17 protein-coding genes and 1 tRNA gene are annotated in these 18,020 nt (G+C 68.0%); 9 read left to right on the top strand and 9 right to left on the bottom strand.

Annotated features, from left to right (window positions below; genetic code table 11):
* Positions 1 to 9: 9 nt before the first annotated feature.
* The 3 genes from CFE50_RS21710 to cycA all read right to left on the bottom strand — a co-directional run bounded on the left by CFE50_RS21710 (position 10) and on the right by cycA (position 4,626).
* The gene (locus CFE50_RS21710; RefSeq protein WP_286737201.1) at positions 10 to 1,224 is read right to left on the bottom strand and encodes an MFS transporter; all 1,215 of its coding nucleotides are present in this window, start codon (positions 1,222 to 1,224) and stop codon (positions 10 to 12) included.
* Entirely contained in the window at positions 1,214 to 3,127 is a 1,914-nt protein-coding gene (locus CFE50_RS21705) for an IucA/IucC family protein (RefSeq protein ID WP_286737200.1), read from the bottom strand. The genes CFE50_RS21710 and CFE50_RS21705 overlap by 11 nt, the downstream gene beginning before the upstream one ends.
* Before the next feature lie 125 nt (positions 3,128 to 3,252).
* Positions 3,253 to 4,626 (bottom strand): D-serine/D-alanine/glycine transporter, encoded by a 1,374-nt coding sequence (gene cycA / locus CFE50_RS21700; protein WP_286737199.1) that lies wholly within the window; start codon positions 4,624 to 4,626, stop codon positions 3,253 to 3,255.
* Between the two features lie 338 nt (positions 4,627 to 4,964).
* On the opposite strand from cycA, the gene CFE50_RS21695 reads away from it, so the two are divergent.
* Positions 4,965 to 7,049 (top strand): hybrid sensor histidine kinase/response regulator, encoded by a 2,085-nt coding sequence (locus CFE50_RS21695; RefSeq protein WP_502694725.1) that lies wholly within the window; start codon positions 4,965 to 4,967, stop codon positions 7,047 to 7,049.
* A 93-nt stretch (positions 7,050 to 7,142) separates the two neighbouring features.
* Here CFE50_RS21695 and CFE50_RS21690 read toward each other — a convergent pair.
* Positions 7,143 to 7,216 (bottom strand) — tRNA-Gly (locus CFE50_RS21690).
* Positions 7,217 to 7,351: 135 nt separating this feature from the next.
* Here CFE50_RS21690 and CFE50_RS21685 point away from each other — a divergent pair.
* From CFE50_RS21685 to CFE50_RS21670, 4 genes are all read left to right on the top strand, one after another.
* Positions 7,352 to 8,413: a M4 family metallopeptidase gene (locus CFE50_RS21685; RefSeq protein WP_286737197.1), complete on the top strand. Its 1,062-nt coding sequence runs from the start codon at positions 7,352 to 7,354 to the stop codon at positions 8,411 to 8,413.
* Between the two features lie 12 nt (positions 8,414 to 8,425).
* On the top strand, positions 8,426 to 8,761 hold the full coding sequence (locus tag CFE50_RS21680) for a protealysin inhibitor emfourin (protein WP_007161915.1): 336 nt from the start codon (positions 8,426 to 8,428) through the stop codon (positions 8,759 to 8,761).
* 165 nt (positions 8,762 to 8,926) lie between these two features.
* Positions 8,927 to 9,601, top strand: a complete 675-nt coding sequence (locus CFE50_RS21675) for a SatD family protein (protein ID WP_286737196.1) — start codon at positions 8,927 to 8,929, stop codon at positions 9,599 to 9,601.
* Positions 9,598 to 10,059, top strand: coding sequence for a hypothetical protein (locus CFE50_RS21670; RefSeq protein WP_286737195.1), 462 nt, complete (start codon positions 9,598 to 9,600; stop codon positions 10,057 to 10,059). The genes CFE50_RS21675 and CFE50_RS21670 overlap by 4 nt, the downstream gene beginning before the upstream one ends.
* Before the next feature lie 2 nt (positions 10,060 to 10,061).
* Here CFE50_RS21670 and CFE50_RS21665 read toward each other — a convergent pair whose 3' ends face one another.
* Positions 10,062 to 11,093 carry an MBL fold metallo-hydrolase gene (locus CFE50_RS21665; RefSeq protein ID WP_286737194.1) on the bottom strand — a complete coding sequence of 344 codons (1,032 nt, stop codon included), beginning with the start codon at positions 11,091 to 11,093 and terminating at the stop codon, positions 10,062 to 10,064.
* A 63-nt stretch (positions 11,094 to 11,156) separates the two neighbouring features.
* Between CFE50_RS21665 and CFE50_RS21660 the strand changes: the two genes are divergently transcribed.
* Positions 11,157 to 11,771, top strand: coding sequence for a pseudouridine synthase (locus CFE50_RS21660; RefSeq protein WP_144947352.1), 615 nt, complete (start codon positions 11,157 to 11,159; stop codon positions 11,769 to 11,771).
* 9 nt (positions 11,772 to 11,780) lie between these two features.
* On the opposite strand, the gene CFE50_RS21655 is transcribed toward CFE50_RS21660, so the two are convergent.
* Together CFE50_RS21655 and CFE50_RS21650 are read right to left on the bottom strand one after the other, a co-directional pair.
* Complete coding sequence (locus tag CFE50_RS21655; RefSeq protein WP_286737193.1) at positions 11,781 to 12,746, bottom strand: methyl-accepting chemotaxis protein; 966 nt, start codon at positions 12,744 to 12,746, stop codon at positions 11,781 to 11,783.
* Between the two features lie 62 nt (positions 12,747 to 12,808).
* Entirely contained in the window at positions 12,809 to 13,408 is a 600-nt protein-coding gene (locus tag CFE50_RS21650) for a LysE/ArgO family amino acid transporter (RefSeq protein ID WP_007161919.1), read from the bottom strand.
* Positions 13,409 to 13,507: 99 nt separating this feature from the next.
* On the opposite strand from CFE50_RS21650, the gene CFE50_RS21645 reads away from it, so the two are divergent.
* The 3 genes from CFE50_RS21645 (at position 13,508) to CFE50_RS21635 (ending at position 16,448) form a co-directional block, all read left to right on the top strand.
* Positions 13,508 to 14,395: a LysR family transcriptional regulator ArgP gene (locus tag CFE50_RS21645; protein WP_286737192.1), complete on the top strand. Its 888-nt coding sequence runs from the start codon at positions 13,508 to 13,510 to the stop codon at positions 14,393 to 14,395.
* Between the two features lie 81 nt (positions 14,396 to 14,476).
* Positions 14,477 to 15,421: an NAD-dependent epimerase/dehydratase family protein gene (locus CFE50_RS21640; RefSeq protein ID WP_284671419.1), complete on the top strand. Its 945-nt coding sequence runs from the start codon at positions 14,477 to 14,479 to the stop codon at positions 15,419 to 15,421.
* 172 nt (positions 15,422 to 15,593) lie between these two features.
* Positions 15,594 to 16,448, top strand: coding sequence for an ATPase (locus CFE50_RS21635; RefSeq protein WP_074585017.1), 855 nt, complete (start codon positions 15,594 to 15,596; stop codon positions 16,446 to 16,448).
* On the opposite strand, the gene CFE50_RS21630 is transcribed toward CFE50_RS21635, so the two are convergent.
* Positions 16,429 to 17,484: an ion transporter gene (locus CFE50_RS21630; RefSeq protein ID WP_286737191.1), complete on the bottom strand. Its 1,056-nt coding sequence runs from the start codon at positions 17,482 to 17,484 to the stop codon at positions 16,429 to 16,431. The two genes, CFE50_RS21635 and CFE50_RS21630, sit on opposite strands and share 20 nt — an antisense overlap.
* A partial coding sequence (locus tag CFE50_RS21625) for a cob(I)yrinic acid a,c-diamide adenosyltransferase (protein ID WP_286737190.1) occupies positions 17,481 to 18,020 on the bottom strand: 540 nt, incomplete at its 5' end. The genes CFE50_RS21630 and CFE50_RS21625, both read right to left, overlap by 4 nt.

Raw genomic sequence — 18,020 nt, 5'->3', positions numbered from 1 at the left:
CGATACTTCTTATTGAGGGGTGGTTGGGGAGGGGTTGGGCGCCTGAGCAGCCGGCGTCAGGCCAGACTGGCGGATCAATCGGATGCCCAGGGCGGCGGTGAAATAGAGGGCCGCGACCAGCCAGAACGCCTGGTCCAGACCGGCCACGGCCATGGCCGCGCCGCCGAGCAGGGTGCCGAGCAGGGCGCCGGCCTTGGCCGCGCTGTTGCCCAGGCCTAGGGCGAAGCCCTGCTGACTGGCGCTCAGGGTGTTGGCGATCAGGGCATAGGCCACCGGCAGCAGCGCGCCCTGCCAGAGGCCCCAGAGCAGACGGGTGGCGAGAAAGCTCGGCCAGCTGCCGGCCAGGGCAGTGGCGGCCAGGGTCAGGGCGCAGGCCCAGGCCACGCCTTCGATGAGGGCCAGGGTCCGCGCCGGTTGCCAGCGATCGAACAGCCGTGCCCAGAGCGGTGCCGACAGCGCCAGGCTCAGGGCGCTGGCGCCGTAGCTGGCGCCGATCAGCCAGCCCGGTGCTTGCAGCACCTGGGCGACATAGAGGGCATAGAAGGGCTGCGGCATGAGCTTGGCCGCCTGTACCAGCACGATCACCAGCAGGATGCCGGCCAGCCAGCCACGGGGCAGGGCCTGCGTCTGCGCGCCTCGGTGGGTGCGGGGTTGGGGACGATCCGCCGGTAGCCAGAGCGCCGCCAGGGCGCACAGCAGGCAGATGGCCAGGGCGCTGGTGCAGAGCAGGCGAAAGCCTGCCGCGTCCAGCAGCCAGCCGCCCAGCACAGGGCCGAGCAGAGAGCCAAGGGCGGTGACCGATTGCAACTGGGCGAGGGTGCTGCCGCGACTGCCGCCGGCGCACCAGACCAGCGCATAGGCCTGGGCCGCCGCCAGAAAGCCGGCCAGGCCACCCTGGACCACTCGCACCGCGACCAGCGCCCAGGCGTCGCTGACCATCGCTGCCAGGCCCTGGCAGAGCGCCAGGGCCAGCAGGGCGCGCAGGATCATCGGCCGGTGGCCAGTGCGGTCGCCGAGGCGCCCCCAGAAGGGGGTCAACAGCATGGCCGCCAGCAGCGGACCGGTATAGACCGCCGCGGACAGCAACGCGGTGTACTGGGCGCCCTCCGGCCCGAGCAGGCTGGCGATCTGCAACGGCCAGAACGGTCCGCTCATTTCCATGGCGCCCATCGATAACAGCTGGATCACCAGCAGCAGCCGCAGACCGCGGACTTCAGCAGCCATCCCGGGAGGTCCGCAACGGATTGGCCAGGCGGCCGACGACATCGGTCTGGCTGTCGAGCAGGCGCATGCGCAGAAAAGCCTTGGCCGGCCAGGGCTCTTCCAGCAGCGCCGCCCGCTCGCGGTGCCAGCGCTGCGCGTCCACCCGGGGGCATGCTTCGTCGAAGCAGCGGGCGACGGCGTCGGCCAGCAACTGCCAGGGGCTGGCTTCGGGCAGTTGCCAATACCGCGCGCCCAGTAGTGCGAGCTCGCCCAGATGGCACATGAAGGTGGTGTGCAGCAGCTTGTCGCGGACAAAGGCGGAGTCGTCGAACAGCGTTAGCGCCGGATCGTGCAGTTCCAGGTCAAGTCCCTGACCGTGCAGGGTGGCGCGGTCGATGCGGATGTCGCCGAAGTCCCGCAGCAGTAGACGGATCGGTCGGCCCATGGCGTCCATGATCATGAAGCTGTTTTGCTGGTGTGCCTCGAAGGCCACGCCGTACCTGAGGTAGATCCCCAGCAGGGCGGGCACGGCAACGGCCAGATAGTCGGCGAAAAAGGCCAGGAAGGCGGCGCCGTCGTCGCGGCCTTTTGCCAGGGCGACCCATTCGCGCAGCAAGGGGCGCTGCTGCTCGTCCTGGGCGAACAGGCTGCCGACCGGAACCGCCAGCTCGCCCGGCGCCAGGCGACTCCAGGGGTTGTCGCGATAGAGCACGCCCAGGTGGCGAGCGCGCTCGTCGTCCGCCGGCTGTGGCTGATAATGCAGGCCGAGACGCTCGGGAATGATGTCCAGCTGCCGCTGCAGCTCGGGCTCGCGCTGCAGGATCCGCAGCAGCAATTCGCTGACTCTGGGTCCCATGCGCGCCGAGCGCGGCGAGACGGTGCGCTGCACGCTGGTCAGGCGCAGCGAAACCGGCAGCTTCAGCATGGGCGCCGTACGGCTGGCCGCGGGCAATACGGTACGAAACGACATGGTGGGCGCTGCTTCGCAGGCGGGGATGTCGGTCAGGACCAGCAGGCGATCGGCGATCTCAGCGGCAAATTCCCGCGGCAGGACATCCTCGGCCTGCCAGGGATGCACCGGCAGCGGCCAGTAGTCGTCACTGTCGAGACCCAGCGCGGTGAGATGCTGGCGCAGACGCGTCGCGGCCTCCGGGAAACGTTCCGCCCACCAGCTCTGGTAGTCGGGGGTACCGGGCAGCCGCTGCATATGGGCGCACTGGCGATGCAAGGCGCACAGGCGAATTTCGATGCGGGCGGCGAATTCGGGCGCGTAGCTGATCAGGCGGCTGGTATCGAGACCCAGCTTGGTCTTGTAGTTTGGGTGCCAGGGATGCCCGAGGGTCCCCCACTGCTCCAGCTGCAGCGTCGGATTGGCGGGCGCCGCCGCGAGGCGCATGCCGGCCAGCAGTCCCTGCCCGGGATGCTGCGCCTGCAGGCTCGCGCTCCAATGGGCGTTGAAGGCCAGGCAGAGGGTGTCGTTGACCAGACTGTCGTCCAGCTCCTCGGCCAGACGCTGCAAGGCCTCCCGGCCAGGCGGCTGGACCAGGTGTTCGCTGAGGCGGATCAGCAGTTGCGACGGCCAGCGGATCGCCTCGCTCCTCGCGCCGGGACGCTGCAGCCAGACCGCGCCGCGTAGGTCCCAGCTGTCCATCCGCCCAGGCATCAGGTGCTCGGCCCGCAACCGGGTACCGTCGCGCAACACCAGGGTGGCGGCGCCGGCTTCGTCCGGCTGGAAGTCGGCTTCGATCAGCCCCTCTCTGAGCACAGCCTGCAGCAGGCGCTGCAGGCTGCGTGCCCGCGCGGGCGCCAGGGTCGCGCGCAACTGGGCGAGATCGATGCCCGCGTCCTGAAAGGCCGTGGAGGCGAGCGCCTGCTGCCAACGTAGCTGCAGGCGTTCTTCCTGGATAAGAGACGGTAACGACATGCAAAGCTCCTCTGTGCCCGGCTGAAAGGTGCGGGCTAGAGCTTATGCAGGTCGCCTATCCGTGTAAATGAGAATTTATATCAAACGAAATAAATTCACATACGAGAATTTTTTCTTTTGGCTGGTCAAGTCTGCCGCCGCCCGCGCCACCAGTAGCCCACGCCCAGCAGCAGGAACCACAGCGGACTGGCCAGCAGCGCCTGGCGGGTGTCGTCCTGCAGGGTCAGTAGCACCAGCACGGCGGCAAAGAAGGCCAGCACCCCGTAGCACACCCAGCGCCCGCCGGGCAGGCGAAAGGCCGAGGCGGCATGGCGCTCCGGACGGTTGCGGCGGTAGGCCAGCCAGGCCAGCAGGATCAGCGACCAGACGAACATGAACAGCACCGCGGCCAGGGTGGTGACCAGGGTGAAGGCGGTGACCAGGTTGGGGATCAGGTAGATCAGCACCGTACCCAGCAGCAGGCACATGCACGACAGCACCAGGCCACGCGCCGGCACCGCCGCCCGCGATAGGCGGGTGAGGCCGCGCGGCGCATGGCCTTCGCGGGCCAGGCCATAGAGCATCCGGCTGGTGGAGAAGATGCCGCTGTTGGCCGAGGAGGTGGCCGAGGTCAGCACCACGAAATTGATCAGGCTGGCGGCCATGGGGACGCCGGCCAGCACGAAGAGTTCGACGAAGGGACTCTTGTCCGGCACCACCTGGCGCCAGGGCGTCACCGCCATGATCACCACCAGCGCCAGCACATAGAACACCAGGATGCGCACCGGGATGGAGTTGATCGCCCGTGGCAGGTTGCGCCGCGGATCGGCGGTCTCGGCGGCGGTGGTGCCCACCAGTTCGATACCGACGAAGGCGAAGACGGCGATCTGGAAACCGGCGAAGAAACCGCCCAGGCCCATGGGAAAGACGCCGCCGTCGTTCCACAGGTTGGCCAGGCTGGCGACGTTGCCCGAGGGCGACTGGAAGCCCCAGAGCACCAGGCCGAAACCGGTGACGATCAGGGCGCAGATGGCGACGATCTTGATCAGTGCGAACCAGAATTCCAGTTCGCCGAACAGCCGCACCGTGACCAGATTCAGGCCCAGCAGGAGCAGCACGCAGAGCAGCGCCGGGATCCAGGGCGCGAGGCCGGGCAGCCAGAACTGAGCATAGGCGGCGATGGCGATGACATCGGCGATGGCGGTGACGATCCAGCAGAACCAGTAGGTCCAGCCACAGAAGAAACCGGCCCAGGGCCCGAGCAGATCGGTGCAGAAGTCGATGAAGGACTTGTACTCCAGATCCGACAGCAGCAATTCGCCCAGGGCGCGCATGACAAAGAACAGGGCGCTGCCGATGATCAGATAGACCAGCAGGATCGAGGGGCCGGCCAGGGCGATGGTCTTGCCCGAGCCCATGAACAGGCCGGTGCCTATGGCGCCGCCGATGGCGATCAGTTGCAGATGGCGATTGGACAGGCTGCGTTGCAGCCCCTCGGGCGGGGTGGGAGACGCGGACATGACGAGCGGATACCTGACAGCGACAGCGGGGGCCACACGGTAAGAGATGCACGGCGGGCATGCCAGTCGTTTCACCGGGACAGCATGCCGCAGGGCCGGCCCGCCACTGACGGGTACAGCGGCGCCGTCGGTCACCTGGAGCCCTGGCAGGGAGGCTCGTACCTGCCTATCATGGCCATCCGGGCGCCCGCAGCGGACTCGGGCGGCCACGAGATCCCTCAGCGCCTCTGCCAGTGAGTCGTCCCTTGTCCTATCTCGAAAGTTTCGCCTGGGAAACCACGCCACTGGGCGCGCGCGCCAGCTGGCCCGTGGCCCTCCGGACCACCTACGACCTGCTCATGGCGTCTCCCTTCGCCATGTGCGCCACCTGGGGCGCCGAGCAGACGCTGATCTACAACCAGGCCTACGCCCCCTTTCTCGGCGCCCGCCATCCGGCCGCCCTTGGGCAGCCGATCGACGAGGTCTGGGCGGAACTGTGGGGCGAGATCGCGCCGCTGATCGCGCAGACGTTGGCCGGCGAGGCGCTGCACTTCGTCGACAAGCACTTCGTGATGACCCGCAACGGCTATCCCGAGGATACCTACTGGAGCTTTTCCTACAGCCCACTGCGCGATGGCGAGCGCATCGTCGGCATGCTCAACATCACCACCGAGACCACCGCCAGCGTCCAGGCCCACCGTCAGCGCGATGTGGCCGAGGCCGCCCTGCGGCGGCACAACCTGACCCTCGAGCAGGAACTTTCGGCACGCATCGACGAGCGTGACACCGCCCGCGCCGCGGAGAGCAGCGTGCTGGCCGCCGCCGAGCGCGTGCAGCTGGCCCTTGCTGCCGGCGCCATCATCGGCACCTGGTACTGGGATCTGCCTACCGACAGGTTCACCGTCGACGAGGCCTTCGCCATCAACTTCGGCCTCGACCCGGCGCTGGGCCGCGATGGCCTGAGTCTGGCGCAGGTGGTGGCCACCGTCCATCCGGACGACCAGGCCGGCCTGGCCGCGGCCATCGCCGACGTCATCGGCCGCGGCGGCCGCTATGCCCACCAGTACCGCGTCCGTCGCAGTGACGGCCGCTACTATTGGCTGGAGGCCAACGGCCATGTCGAACTGGCGCCGGATGGCACCCCGCTGCGTTTTCCCGGCGTGCTGCTCGACGTGGACGCCCGCCGGGCCCTGGCCGACGAGCGCGACCGCGCCCTGGCGGAGTTGCGCGACCTCACCGCCACCCTGGAGCAGCGTGTCGAAGCGCGCACCGAAGAATTGCGCCGTTCGGAAGAAGCCCTGCGCCAGTCACAGAAAATGGAAGCGGTCGGCCAGCTCACCGGTGGCCTGGCCCATGATTTCAACAACCTGCTCGCCGGGATCTCCGGCAGCCTCGACCTCATGAGTCTGCGCATAGGCCAGGGGCGCTTCACCGAACTGGAAAAATACCTGACGGCCGCTCAAGGCAGCGCCAAGCGCGCCGCGGCCCTGACCCATCGGCTGCTGGCCTTCGCTCGCCGCCAGACCCTGGCCCCGGAAGCCACCGAGATCAACCAGTTGGTGGGCAGCCTGCTCGACCTGGTGCAGCGCACCGTAGGGCCCGCCATCCAGGTGCAATTCAGCAGTCTGCCGGACGACCAGCCCCTGCTGGTGGACCAGTCCCAGCTGGAGAACGCCCTGCTCAATCTGTGCATCAACGCGCGCGACGCCATGCCCGCTGGCGGGCGCATCCTCATCGCCGCCAATCATCGCACCCTTGGCGAAGCGGCTGCCCGCGATGTCGAATTGGCCGCGGGGCGCTATCTGCACCTGAGCGTGACCGACAGCGGCAGCGGCATGACCCCGGAGGTCGCCGCCAAGGCCTTTGAGCCCTTCTTCACCACCAAGCCCATGGGGCAGGGCACGGGCCTGGGGCTGTCGATGATCTATGGCTTCGCCCGCCAGTCGGGCGGCCAGCTGCGGCTGCGCTCGACGCCCGGCGAAGGCACCACCGTCTGTCTGTACCTGCCCCTGCGACCGGTGGAGCGGCCGTGCGGCCTGCCCCCGGCGGAGGACCAGCCCGCTCTGCTGGAAGGCGCCAATGCCACGGTGCTGGTGGTCGACGACGAACCCACGGTGCGCATGCTGGTGACCGATCTGCTGCGCGAACTGGGCTACGTCATCATCGAGGCCGCCGATGGCGCCGGCGGCCTGGAGGTGCTGCACTCCGATGCGCGCATCGATCTGCTGGTCACCGACGTCGGCCTGCCCGGCGGCATGAACGGTCGCCAGCTGGCCGACGCCGCGCGCGTCCAGCGCCCGGCGCTCAAAGTGCTGTTCATCACCGGCTTCGCCGAAACCTCGCTGCTTAGCGACGGCCACCTGGAACCGGGCATGGCGATCCTCACCAAGCCCTTCGCGGTGGAGGCCCTGGCGCAGCGGGTGAAGGGTCTGGTGGCGGGCTAGGTTTCGCGCGCGCAAAACCCCTTGGCAGGGCCCGGAAACGCAACGGCCCCCAATCAGCGTGTCCGTAAGGACTGATTGGAGGCCGTCTGGATCTGGAGCGGGCGAAGGGAATCGAACCCTCGTCATGAGCTTGGGAAGCTCAGGTAATGCCATTATACGACGCCCGCGTGGGGTGCCTTTGTACCAGAAGCCTGCCTCCGGGTGAAGAGGCGGGAGCCGTCTGGTCGTTTCGTGGTCCAAGAAACACGGACCGCACGCTGCGGTGATCGGGGACCTTTGTCCCCCAGAGGAGGAGGGCGCGCATGTCTCGTAACCCGGGCACCTACCAGGGGGTGATTCCCCCCTATATTCTTGGTCGCATCATCGATCATGGCGACGAACACCAGCGCTCCTGCGCCCTGACCACCCTGAGTCACGTCCAGAGTCTGCTGCACAATCCCGGTCGCCCCGGCGTGCGCCAGGCACCGGTCGGGCCGCTGCCGCGCACCGATGACGCCAGTCCGCAGCGCAGCATCTTCGATGCCGGCAACGCCATGCAGCTGCCCGGGCGTCTGGTGCGCCAGGAAGGGCAGCCGGCACTGAGCGATGTGGCGGTGGACGAAGCCTACGACTACCTGGGCGCCACCTTCAAATTCTTCGACGAGGTCTTCGGGCGCAACTCCATCGATGGCCAGGGCCTGCCACTGGCCGGCACCGTCCACTACGGCCAGGAATACCAGAACGCCTTCTGGAACGGCGAGCAAATGGTGTTCGGCGATGGCGACGGCGAGATCTTCAACCGCTTCACCATCGCCCTGGACGTCATCGCCCACGAACTGGTGCATGGCGTCACCGAGAGCGAGGCCGGACTGGTGTACTTCAACCAGTCCGGCGCGCTCAACGAATCGGTCTCCGACGTCTTCGGTATCCTGGTCAAGCAGTACGAACTCAAGCAGACCGCCGCCGAGGCGGACTGGATCATCGGCGCCGGGCTGCTGACCCGGAAGATCAACGGCAAGGGTCTGAGGTCCATGGCCGAGCCAGGCACCGCCTACGACGATCCGACCCTGGGCAAGGACCCCCAGCCCGGGCATATGCGCGACTACATCGAGACCCGCGAAGACAACGGCGGTGTCCACCTCAACTCGGGCATTCCCAACCGGGCCTTCTATCTGGCGGCGATGGCCCTGGGTGGCTACGCCTGGGAAAAGGCCGGGCCGATCTGGTACGACACCCTCTGCGACAGTCGCCTGGCCAACGATGCGGATTTCGCCGCCTTCGCCCGTCTGACCGTCTCCAATGCCGGTCGCCGTTTCGGCGCCGAGTCGGCGGAGGTGGGTGCGGTCGAGGAGGCCTGGGCCGGTGTGGGCGTCACTCTCATCTAGAGGAGCAGGGCAATGCGCGAACTTCCCCCGCTGGGCAAGGACACCGTGGTGCGACTCTCGCGACAGGGCGGCTTTGCGCCCCTGCACGCGCTGAGCAAGCCGCGGGAGATCGAATTCGGTCAGTACGACAGCGCCCAGCGCGGGCGCATCTGCTCGGTGCTGGAGCGTTGCCTGCCGGAGTCCGGCGAGCCGACCCAGGTCGGGCGGGGCGATCAGCGCTACTTCAAGGTGGAATTGCGCTTCCGCCCCCAACCCGCCGAGCAGCAGGACGAGCTGACCCTGCTGATCCCCGAGGACCGCGCGCCCAGCGAGCTGGTACGACTCTGGGACAAGGGGCTGGTGGAATAACCTGATTTAATGGGCGGGAGCAGCGAGATGTCGAGGGCATCCTCAAGCGTTCTGGCTGCCTGTGTCTCTTGCCCTGCTGGTTGGTGATGACATTTAGCGCTAGGCGAACCGCACCGTTTTGGGTAAAAAGAATCGATTGACCCTTTTATGGTTACATCGCGAAAAATGACCCCAAAACAGGTAAAAACCGCCAGGACGCTCGCGGTGGCGATGGGCGACCTGGTACATAGCGAGCAAGCCGCCGATATCGCGCAGTTACACGAGACTTTCAATGAGGCGGTCGTGCAGTGCAATAGGCGTTATGCCGACGTCCTGGCATCACCGCTGACCATCACCCTTGGAGACGAATTTCAGGGCCTGGTGACGTCCCTGAATGCCGGCGCTCGGCTGTTGCGTGACATCAGGCTGGATCTCCTGCAGCGCGGTATTGACTGCCGTTTCGTGCTGGGGCTGGCCCGGATAGAAACGGCTGTGAATCCGCAGCAGGCCTGGAACATGATGGGGCCGGGCCTCAGCCGCAGTCGACACAAGCTCAACGAAAAGCGCGCGCTCTGCCGCTATGGTTTCTCGCTGCCCCAGGAGCCGCTGTTGGAGATCGCTCTCGATGCGCTAGGGGTTGGCTTGACGGTGATCGAAAAGGGTTGGACGCAACGTCAACTGAGCGATATCGCGGCACTGTTGAACGGACAGTTGCCTGCGGAGCTGGCAGAGCAGCGTCAGGTATCGGTCCATAGCATCTACAAGGTACGCACCTCCGGTCACTTCGACGCCTATAGCCAGCAGTGGAATGCCGTGCTGGAGGTGCTGGCGGATCTGGATCGCAGGGAGGCTGAGCCATGAACGGGTTGCTGCAAGGATTGCATGCACTGGCCTATACGCTCTTCGCCTTGGTCCTGTTGACCGAGCTTGGCAATGTCTTGTGTCGCAGGATGCTCATCCGCATGACACGGCCAAGGGTGCCAGGCGCGTCCAACGATGGCGCCTTTTCCGCGGGACGCCTCATCGGCTGGCTCGAACGCCTGGTGTTGGCTGCCGGACTGCTGAGCAACAGCTGGGAAATCCTCGCGGCGGTGATAGCGCTCAAGACCGTCGCTCGCTTCAAGGAGCTGGATCAGCGGGACTTTGCCGAATACTTTCTGGTCGGCTCGCTGTTCAGCATTCTCTGGGCCATCGTGATTACCGGGGCCTGGATGCTCTATGACCATCATTGGGGCGTCGGTATGAGAGCCAACCTAATGGATTGGCTCAGCGCCTCCTCCTTGCCGCCTCTGATCGAAGCGGCAAAGGTCGGCGGCTGACCTCAGGGCACCGACCAGACTTCGCCCGGCGCCAGTGTCCGGAACGCCTCGTCCGCCAGGCCATGCAGGGCGCGGGCGTTGGCCAGGTCGCGGGGTGGGGCGAACTGGGCTTCGTCGCTCAGGGAGAAGGTGCCGAAGTGGATGCCCAGGCTGCTGGCGGCGCCCAGTGCCTGATGGGCACGCACGGCATCGTCCGGGTTGAGGTGGCTGTCCCGCATGAACCAGCGCGGTTCGTAGGCGCCAATGGGCAGGGCGGCGAAACGCGGTGCCCCCAGGCGTTCGCGGATCTGCGCGAAGTGCGGCCCCCAGCCGGTGTCGCCGGCGAAATAGACCGGTCCGGTCGGGGCTTCCAGCACGAAGCCGCCCCACAACCGGCGGTTGGTGTCGAAGCGACTGCGCGCCGACCAGTGCTGGCCCGGCACCAGGTGCAGGCGCAGGCCGTCCTTGAGCGGCAGACTCTGCCACCAGTCCAGTTCATTGACGGTGACGAAACCGGTCTCGCGGCGGATCAGCTCGGCGTTGCCCAGGGGCGTCACCACCGGCGTCAGGGGCGCGCGCTCGGCCAGGCGCCGCAGCGTCGCCAGATCCATATGGTCGTAGTGACTGTGGCTGACGAAGATCAGGTCCAGCGGCGGCAGGTCGTCCAGGGCCACGCCGGGGGCGTGATAGCGTCGCGGACCGATGAAGCTGAAGGGACTGACCCGCTCCGACCACACCGGATCGGCGAGGATGTTGAGGCCCTGATGCTGGATCAACAGGGTGGCATGGTTGACGAAGGTCACCCGCAATTCACCACCCTCGACCCGGGCCGCTGGCCGCGTCGGCGCGGCCGGCCCTTCCTGCCAGGTCCACTCGGGACGGGTGCGGGTGAACTGCCATTTCAGCAGGGTCCAGAGGCTCTTGTCTTCGCGCGGCGCCAGGTTGTGAAAGCGCTCGCCGTCGAAGTGATCGGAGCGCGGACCCTCGTAGGCGGAGGAGGCGCAGCCGGCCAGGGTCAGCAGGTGGATCAGCCACAGCGGACGAAAGATGCGCATGGGACCTCGGACGAATAGACTGGGCGGTCCAGATTACCCTTTGGCTAGCCGCCGTCGATCCCCATGTCGCGAAATACCCGTTCCACCCCCGGCCAGCGTCCGCGTCGCCAGGCCAAGGCACCGCCGGTCACGCCGCGGTTGCTGCTGCTCAACAAGCCCTTCGACGTGCTCACCCAGTTCGCCGACGCCGACGGCCGCGCGACCCTCAAGGCCTATGTCGAGGTGCCGGGCGTCTATCCCGCTGGCCGCCTGGATCGCGACAGCGAAGGCCTGCTCCTGCTGACCAACGATGGCCAGTTGCAGGCGCGCATCGCCGATCCCCGGCACAAGCTGCCCAAGACCTACTGGGCCCAGGTGGAGGGCACACCTGGAGAAGAGCAGCTGCAGCGCCTGCGCCAGGGCGTCGAGCTCAATGACGGCCCCACGCTGCCGGCCGAGGCCCGCCTGCTGGCGGAGCCGCCGGCGCTGTGGGAGCGCGATCCGCCGGTGCGCTTTCGCAAGAGCGTGCCGACCGCCTGGATCGAGCTGACCATTCGCGAAGGGCGCAATCGCCAGGTGCGGCGCATGACCGCCGCGGTGGGCCTGCCGACCCTGCGCCTGGTGCGCGTCCGCATCGGCCCCTGGACGCTGGACGATCTGGCGCCCGGCGCGTGGCGCGAGGTGCCGGCGCAGCTCTAGCGCCGCAGCTCAGTCCTGCCGCTGGCTGGCGGCTTCCTGCAGATCGCCGGCGATGTCGGCGAGGCGGCGACTGACCTCTTTCAGGACCTGCGGATCGATCTCGCGCGCGGGCTGCCCCGGTTCGGTCAGCAGCTGACCGGCCAGCAGGGCGCTCAGGGCGCTGACCTCGCTGGCCTGATGGCGCAGCTCGTGGGTGTGCTGCACGGCGGTGTCGCGCAGGAGGTTGGTGCTCAGGGTCAGGCGTCCCAGTTCGTCATCGCGGCCGCCGGGCAGGCGCTCGCCGAAACGCCCGCGGGCCAGCAGGCCCAGTTGCCGGGCGCAGGCCACCAGCGGATCCACCAGGCGGCGCTCCACCAGCCGTACGCCGAGAAACAGCAGGCCCCCGCCACAGAGCAGCAGGGCCAGGCCGGCGAGCAGGATGTCGCGCTGGGCCTCGGCGCGAATGGCGGCGATCTGCGCGGCGGTGCGGCCGTGCAGGTCGGCGACCAGGGCGGCAAAGCCCTCGGCGGTCTCGCGATCGATGCCGCGGACCTCGGCATCGCCGCGACGCGGATCGCGGTCATGTTCCAGATAGGCCCTGTGGCCGGCGCGATAGCGCTCGCCCAGGCGACCGTGCTGGGTCCGCAGGGCCTGGAGCCGCGGTTGCAGATCGGGATCGACGCTGCCGGTCAGTTGCTGCAGACGCCGGTCGACCTCCGCCTCGCGGGTCAGGAAGGCCTGCCAGTAGCGCTCGGCGGTCGCGGCATCGCCGCCGCGCAGGAGAAAATTCTTCCACTCCTGGACCTGGATCTTGAAGATCAGGTGAGTGTCGTCGATCTCCACCAGGCGCTCCAGCGGGCCTTCGATCAGGTGCTGGTAGCGATGCAACTCGCGGGAGAGCAGGCCGAAGCCGGCCAGGGCGATCAGCAGCATCAGCAGCAGACTGCCGCCGAACAGGAGCAGGCTCTGACTGCGGAGCGAGCGGGCGAAGGGCATGAGGACTCTCGACAGGAAACGCAGAGCCGCAGCTTAGGGCGCTCGCCCGGGGAAGGCCAGCCTCAGGTCGAGACCAGCAACTGGGCGGCGACGGCGAACATCACCCCGGCCACCAGCAGATCGATCAACCGCCACACCCCTGGGCGGGCCAGGTAGGGCGCAGCCCAGGCGGCGCCCAGGGCGAGGCCGAAGAACCACAGCATGGAGGCCGTGGCCGCGCCGAACACATAGGCCAGGGGCGCGGCCTGCTGGCTGCCCAGGGAGCCGACCAGCAGCACCGTGTCCAGATAGACATGGGGATTGAGCAGCGAGACCGCCGCGGCGGCGAGCAGCGCCTGCCGCCTGCTGCGTGGCTCCGCCGCGGCCAGGGTGCCCATGGCTGCCGGCCGCCAGGCCCGACGCAATGCCTGGGCGCCATACCAGAGCAGAAAGGCCGCGCCGCCCCAGCGCAGGATATCCACCAGCAACGGACTGTGCTGGATCAGCGCGGCCAGGCCCAGTACCCCGGCGGCCACCAGAATCACGTCGCAGGTAAGGCAGAAGGCGGCGATGGCCAGATGGTGCTCGCGGCGCAGCCCCTGGGCCAGCAGATAGGTGTTCTGCGCGCCCAGCGCCATGATGAGACTGGCCATGGTCAGGAGGCCGGTGACGTAGCTGTTCATTGCGGAAGTGGTGGCCTGTCGTGCTGGATTGGCTGCCACCTTGCCGCGTCCAGGTGTATAAGAAAAACCAATATTCCTTATGCAGCATTAGCTGAATCGATGATCGACTACAAGTTGCTGGAAGCCCTGGCAGTGGTGGTGGAAGAGGGCGGTTTCGAGCGGGCGGCGCGGCGCCTGGGGCTGTCGCAATCGGCGGTGTCCCAGCGCATCAAGCTGCTCGAAGCCCGGGTCGGCCAGGCGGTGCTGGTGCGGGAGACACCCCCGCAGCCGACGGCGCCGGGTCTGCGGCTGTTGCGCCATATCCAGCAGGTGCGGCTACTGGAAGCCGATCTGGGCAGCGAGGTGCCGGGTCTGGCCGAAGAGGCGCCGCAGCGCCTGCGCATCGCCCTCAACGCCGACAGCCTGGCCAACTGGTGGCCGCTGGCGGTCGGCCCCTGGGTCCGGGCACAGCGGGTGTTGCTGGATCTGGTGGTGGAAGACCAGGACGTGGTGCTCCGACGGATGCGCGCCGGCGAGGTGGCGGCCTGCCTCTGCGCCAACTGCCAGCCGCTGGCCGGCGCACGGGTCAGCGCCCTGGGCGCCATGCGCTACCGGGCCCTGGCCAGTCCGGAATTCCGCGCTCGGCAACTGGCCGCATTGCCGGATCCCCAGGCCCTGGCACGGGCGCCGGCCATCGTCTTCGGCCCGGATGATCGCCTGCAGCATCGCTATCTGGAGCAGCTCGGCGTCACCCAGACCTTCGACTACCACCTCTGTCCTTCCGCCGAGGGCTTTCTGCAGATGACCCTGGGTGGCATCGGCTGGGGTCTCCTGCCGGATATCCAGAGTGCGACCGCCCGGGCGCGGGGCGCGCTGGTGGATCTGGCGCCCGGTCACTGGGTGGACGTGCCGCTGTTCTGGCATCACTGGCGCAATGGCGGCGCCGCCTTGCAGGCCCTGACCCGGCACCTCGAACAGGTCGCCGGCCAGTGGCTGGTGCGCGACTAGCGGCGTCTATCGAAGGCTTTGGTTACACTGGCGGATGGGTCGCCCCGGGCGACCGCGGACAGCTTCGGGAATCCCAGCGACATGCGTATCTTGATCACGGGCGCCAGCGAGCCGCTCGGTGCGGGCCTGGCCTGCGACCTGCTCGACCGCGGCCAACTGGTGCGGGTGCACGGCCGCCCCGGCGCGACCCTGGACGCCCTGGTCGAGCGCGGCGCCGACTATCACCCGGCCTTGCTCGACCAGCCCGCGCAGGTGGTGGCGCTGTGCGACGACATCGATGCCATCGCCCACTGTACCGATGTGGCCGGCGTGCCGAGCGCGGCCGATCTGGACCATGGCCAGGTGCTGATCGAAGCCGCCCTGCAGCAGCAGGTCGCGCAATTCGTCTATGTCTCGTCCGCCCGCGTCTACGAGCGGGGCGGCGAAGCGCTCAAGGAAGACCAGGTGCCGGCCAAGCCCGCCAGCCGCGAGGCCCAGCGCCGTCTGCAACTGGAGCGCCTGGCCCTGGCCGCCGGCGAATTCGGCCCCCAGGTCACGGTGTTGCGGCCGGCCCAGGTGCTCGGCCTGGCCGATCGCGACTGGGCGCGCTGGTTGCTGGAAAGGGCCAAGGCCAGGCAGCTGGGCCGCAGCGGCAACGGCCTCAATCGCTGGGACTTCACCAGCGCCGGCAATCTGCGCAAGGCCCTGGTGACCTTGTTGCTCAGGCAACCGGCCGCCACCCAGGGCAAGGTCTTCAACCTCAGCGATGGCCAGCCGCTGGTGTGCTGGGATGCGATCAACTTCCTGCTGCGGCGCTTCGAGTTGCCGCCGGTGGTCGAGCGCAAGGCCTTCGATCCCCGGCGTCTCTATGCCCGCCTGCGTACCCCGGGTCACGAGTCGCGCTGGCCCGACCTGCTCGACAGCCCCTTCACTCTGGATATCCGCGCCGCCCAGGAGGCCTTCGGCTACCTGCCCGAGGCCAGCTCCTGGAACGCCCTGGAAGAATATCGCCCGCGGGCGCCCCAGGCCCGCAGCGGCCCGGTCTAGCGCCGCACCAAAGGCACTCGGGATATGGCATGCTGGCGCTTTGCTATCGGCGCAGACTGCGTTTCCGCGCACGCTCCCGGGGTGAATCCGTCCGCGCACGGCCTCGCGTCGGCGCCGACGGCCGTTATACTGGCCGCGATTTCGTCTTCCTGCCTTTGCTCACAGGTCTGCCATGCGCAACGATCTTCTCGATGAAATGGATAACGTCCCGAGTCTGACGCCGGAGCGTGACGATCGCCGTCCCGCGGGTCGCCGGTCGGTCGAAGCCGAGGAGGTCTATCGCGAGCCCACGGCCGGTCATGCGCGCGCGGTACGCCGTGGCCCGTCCACCGCGCCGCTGTGGGTGCTGGTCGCGGCCCTGACTCTGGCCCTGGCCGGGGTCGCCTGGTGGAGTCATCAGCAACTGGTGCTGATGCAGGAGCAGGTGGTGGCCACCCAGGAAAACTTCGCGCGCATCAGCGAAGACGCCCAGGGTCGCCTGAGGGACATCTCCGGCAAGCTGGTGGAAAGTGAATCCTCCGGCACCACCAGTCGCGAGGCGCTGCTGCTGCAGGTCAAGACCTTGCAGACCAAGGTCGCCGAACTCACCCGCCAGCAGCAGGGGGTGACGGACAACCAGCAGGCCCAGGACAACCGTCTGCAGAATCTCTCCACCGCGGTCCAGACGGTGCAGACCGGCAGTGGCGAGGTGGATACCCGCCTCAAGGCCCTGGCCGACGAGCAGACCGCGCTGAAGAACGGCCTGGCGCAGACCGCCAGCCTGACCGAGCAGGTCGCCAGCCTCACCGCGCAGAACAAGGCGCTGCAGGCCGACATCGCCGCGCTGAAGAAGCCCAGTGCCCAGAATCAGGCCCTGGGCGAGATGCAGCAGGACCTGCTGGTGCTGCGCAGCGAGCTGGACGCCCGCCCGGTGGGCCCGGACAGCAAGGAATTCGACGCCTTCCGCCTGCAGACCACCCGCAACATCACCACCCTGCAGACCCAGGTGCAGAATCTGCAGCAGCAGATCAGCGCCGGGGCGCGTTGATCGGATCGATCTCGCTGCGCTGCCATTCCTGCGGCCAGAGCTCGCCATCGAGTTGATCGAGCCGGCGCTGCAGGACCTTCTGCTTGAACACCTCGAGGATCTCCACCAGCACCTCGTCCAGGGCATTGTCCTGAGCGCCGCTGGGCAGACTCTGATCGAAGCCGTGATCGGCCAGGCGACTGGCCAGGGCGCGGAAGTCGCGGGTGCGCAGGCTGGCCGCCGCCTCCCTGACCAGGCCGTTGACGATGTCGGTGAGCACCCCGTCCAGGGTGTCGGCCAGGCGCTCGCCCATGGGTAGCCGCTTGAGTCGGGCCAGGTCGGGATTCTCCTCCAGGGCGCGCTGCACCACGTCGCCGACCAGGCGCTCCAGGGTGGCGCGATTCTGGCTATAGCCCTGTTCCACCATGGTCTGGATGCGCAGCGCCATGCCGTCGATCAGCCGCTGCTTGCGCGGGCGGATGACGCGGTCGATCACGCTCTGGGAGAAGTCGTCGCGGGTGTTGAGTTCGTCCTGCAATTCGCCGCAGATCTTGATCATCACCCGGTCGGACAGGTCTTCCATGAGCAGCTGGTAGTAGTGGTTGAACAGTCGATAGGGCCGCCAGCCGCGCATGTCGATCAGCCCCAGGCGTTGCAGGCGCAGCAGCAGCGAGACGATGCGCAGCGCCCGCAGCAGGCGGAAGCCGCCCAGGGGGATGCAGCCGAGCACGTCGTACCAGTGGATGAAGGGGTAGTGGTACCAGCGCGCATGGCGGCGCTCGATCACCGCCACCAGCCAGCCGAGCAGCACGTCGGCGATGAAGAAGGCGACGAACACCAGGTCGATGCGGGTGAAGTGGGCGTGGATGCGTTCGCCATAGAAGGCGTGGAAGCCGGGCAACACCGTGGCCAGGGCCTGGTTGAGCGGTCCCAGGGCATAGAGGCTGTCGAACAGGATCAGCGCCAGGTTCACGCAGACCAGGATCAGGATCAGGCCGTCCCATAGCGCCAGCAGCCCCTCGTGGCGGCGCGGCGGTGGCGCGGCGGGCGCGCTCATGGCCGCGCGGCCTGCCAGAGCACCTCGCTTACCCCCTGGCGCCGGGCGACGATGCGGGCGGCGACGAACAGCAGGTCGGACAGGCGATTGAGATAGGGCAAGCCCTGGCCCTCCAGCGGCTCCACCGCATGCAGGCTGCGGCAGCGGCGCTCGGCGCTGCGCGCCAGGGTGCGGCAGACATGGGCCTGGGCCACGGCGCGCGAGCCGCCGGGCAGGATGAAGTTCTCCAGCGGCCCCAGCTCGGCGTTCCAGCGATCGATGGCGCCCTCCAGACGTTCGATCTCCACCGGTTGCAGGGCGCGATAGCTGGGCATGGCCAGTTCGCCACCGAGGTCGAACAGGCGGTGCTGACAGGGCGCCAGAAGCTCGCTCACCTCGGCCAGGCGGGCATCCTCGGCCAGCTCGGCGAGCAGCAGACCCAGGGCACTGTTGAGCTCATCCACCGCGCCGATGGCCTCGATGCGCGGATGGTCCTTGGGTACCCGGCTGCCGTCGGCCAGGCCGGTGTCGCCGGCGTCGCCCTGGCGGGTGTAGAT

The sequence above is a fragment of the Pseudomonas sp. PGPPP4 genome, assembly GCF_002256045.1.
Taxonomy (GTDB): Bacteria; Pseudomonadota; Gammaproteobacteria; order Pseudomonadales; family Pseudomonadaceae; genus Chryseomonas; species Chryseomonas oryzihabitans.
This window is presented reverse-complemented; position numbering and strand designations above follow the sequence as displayed.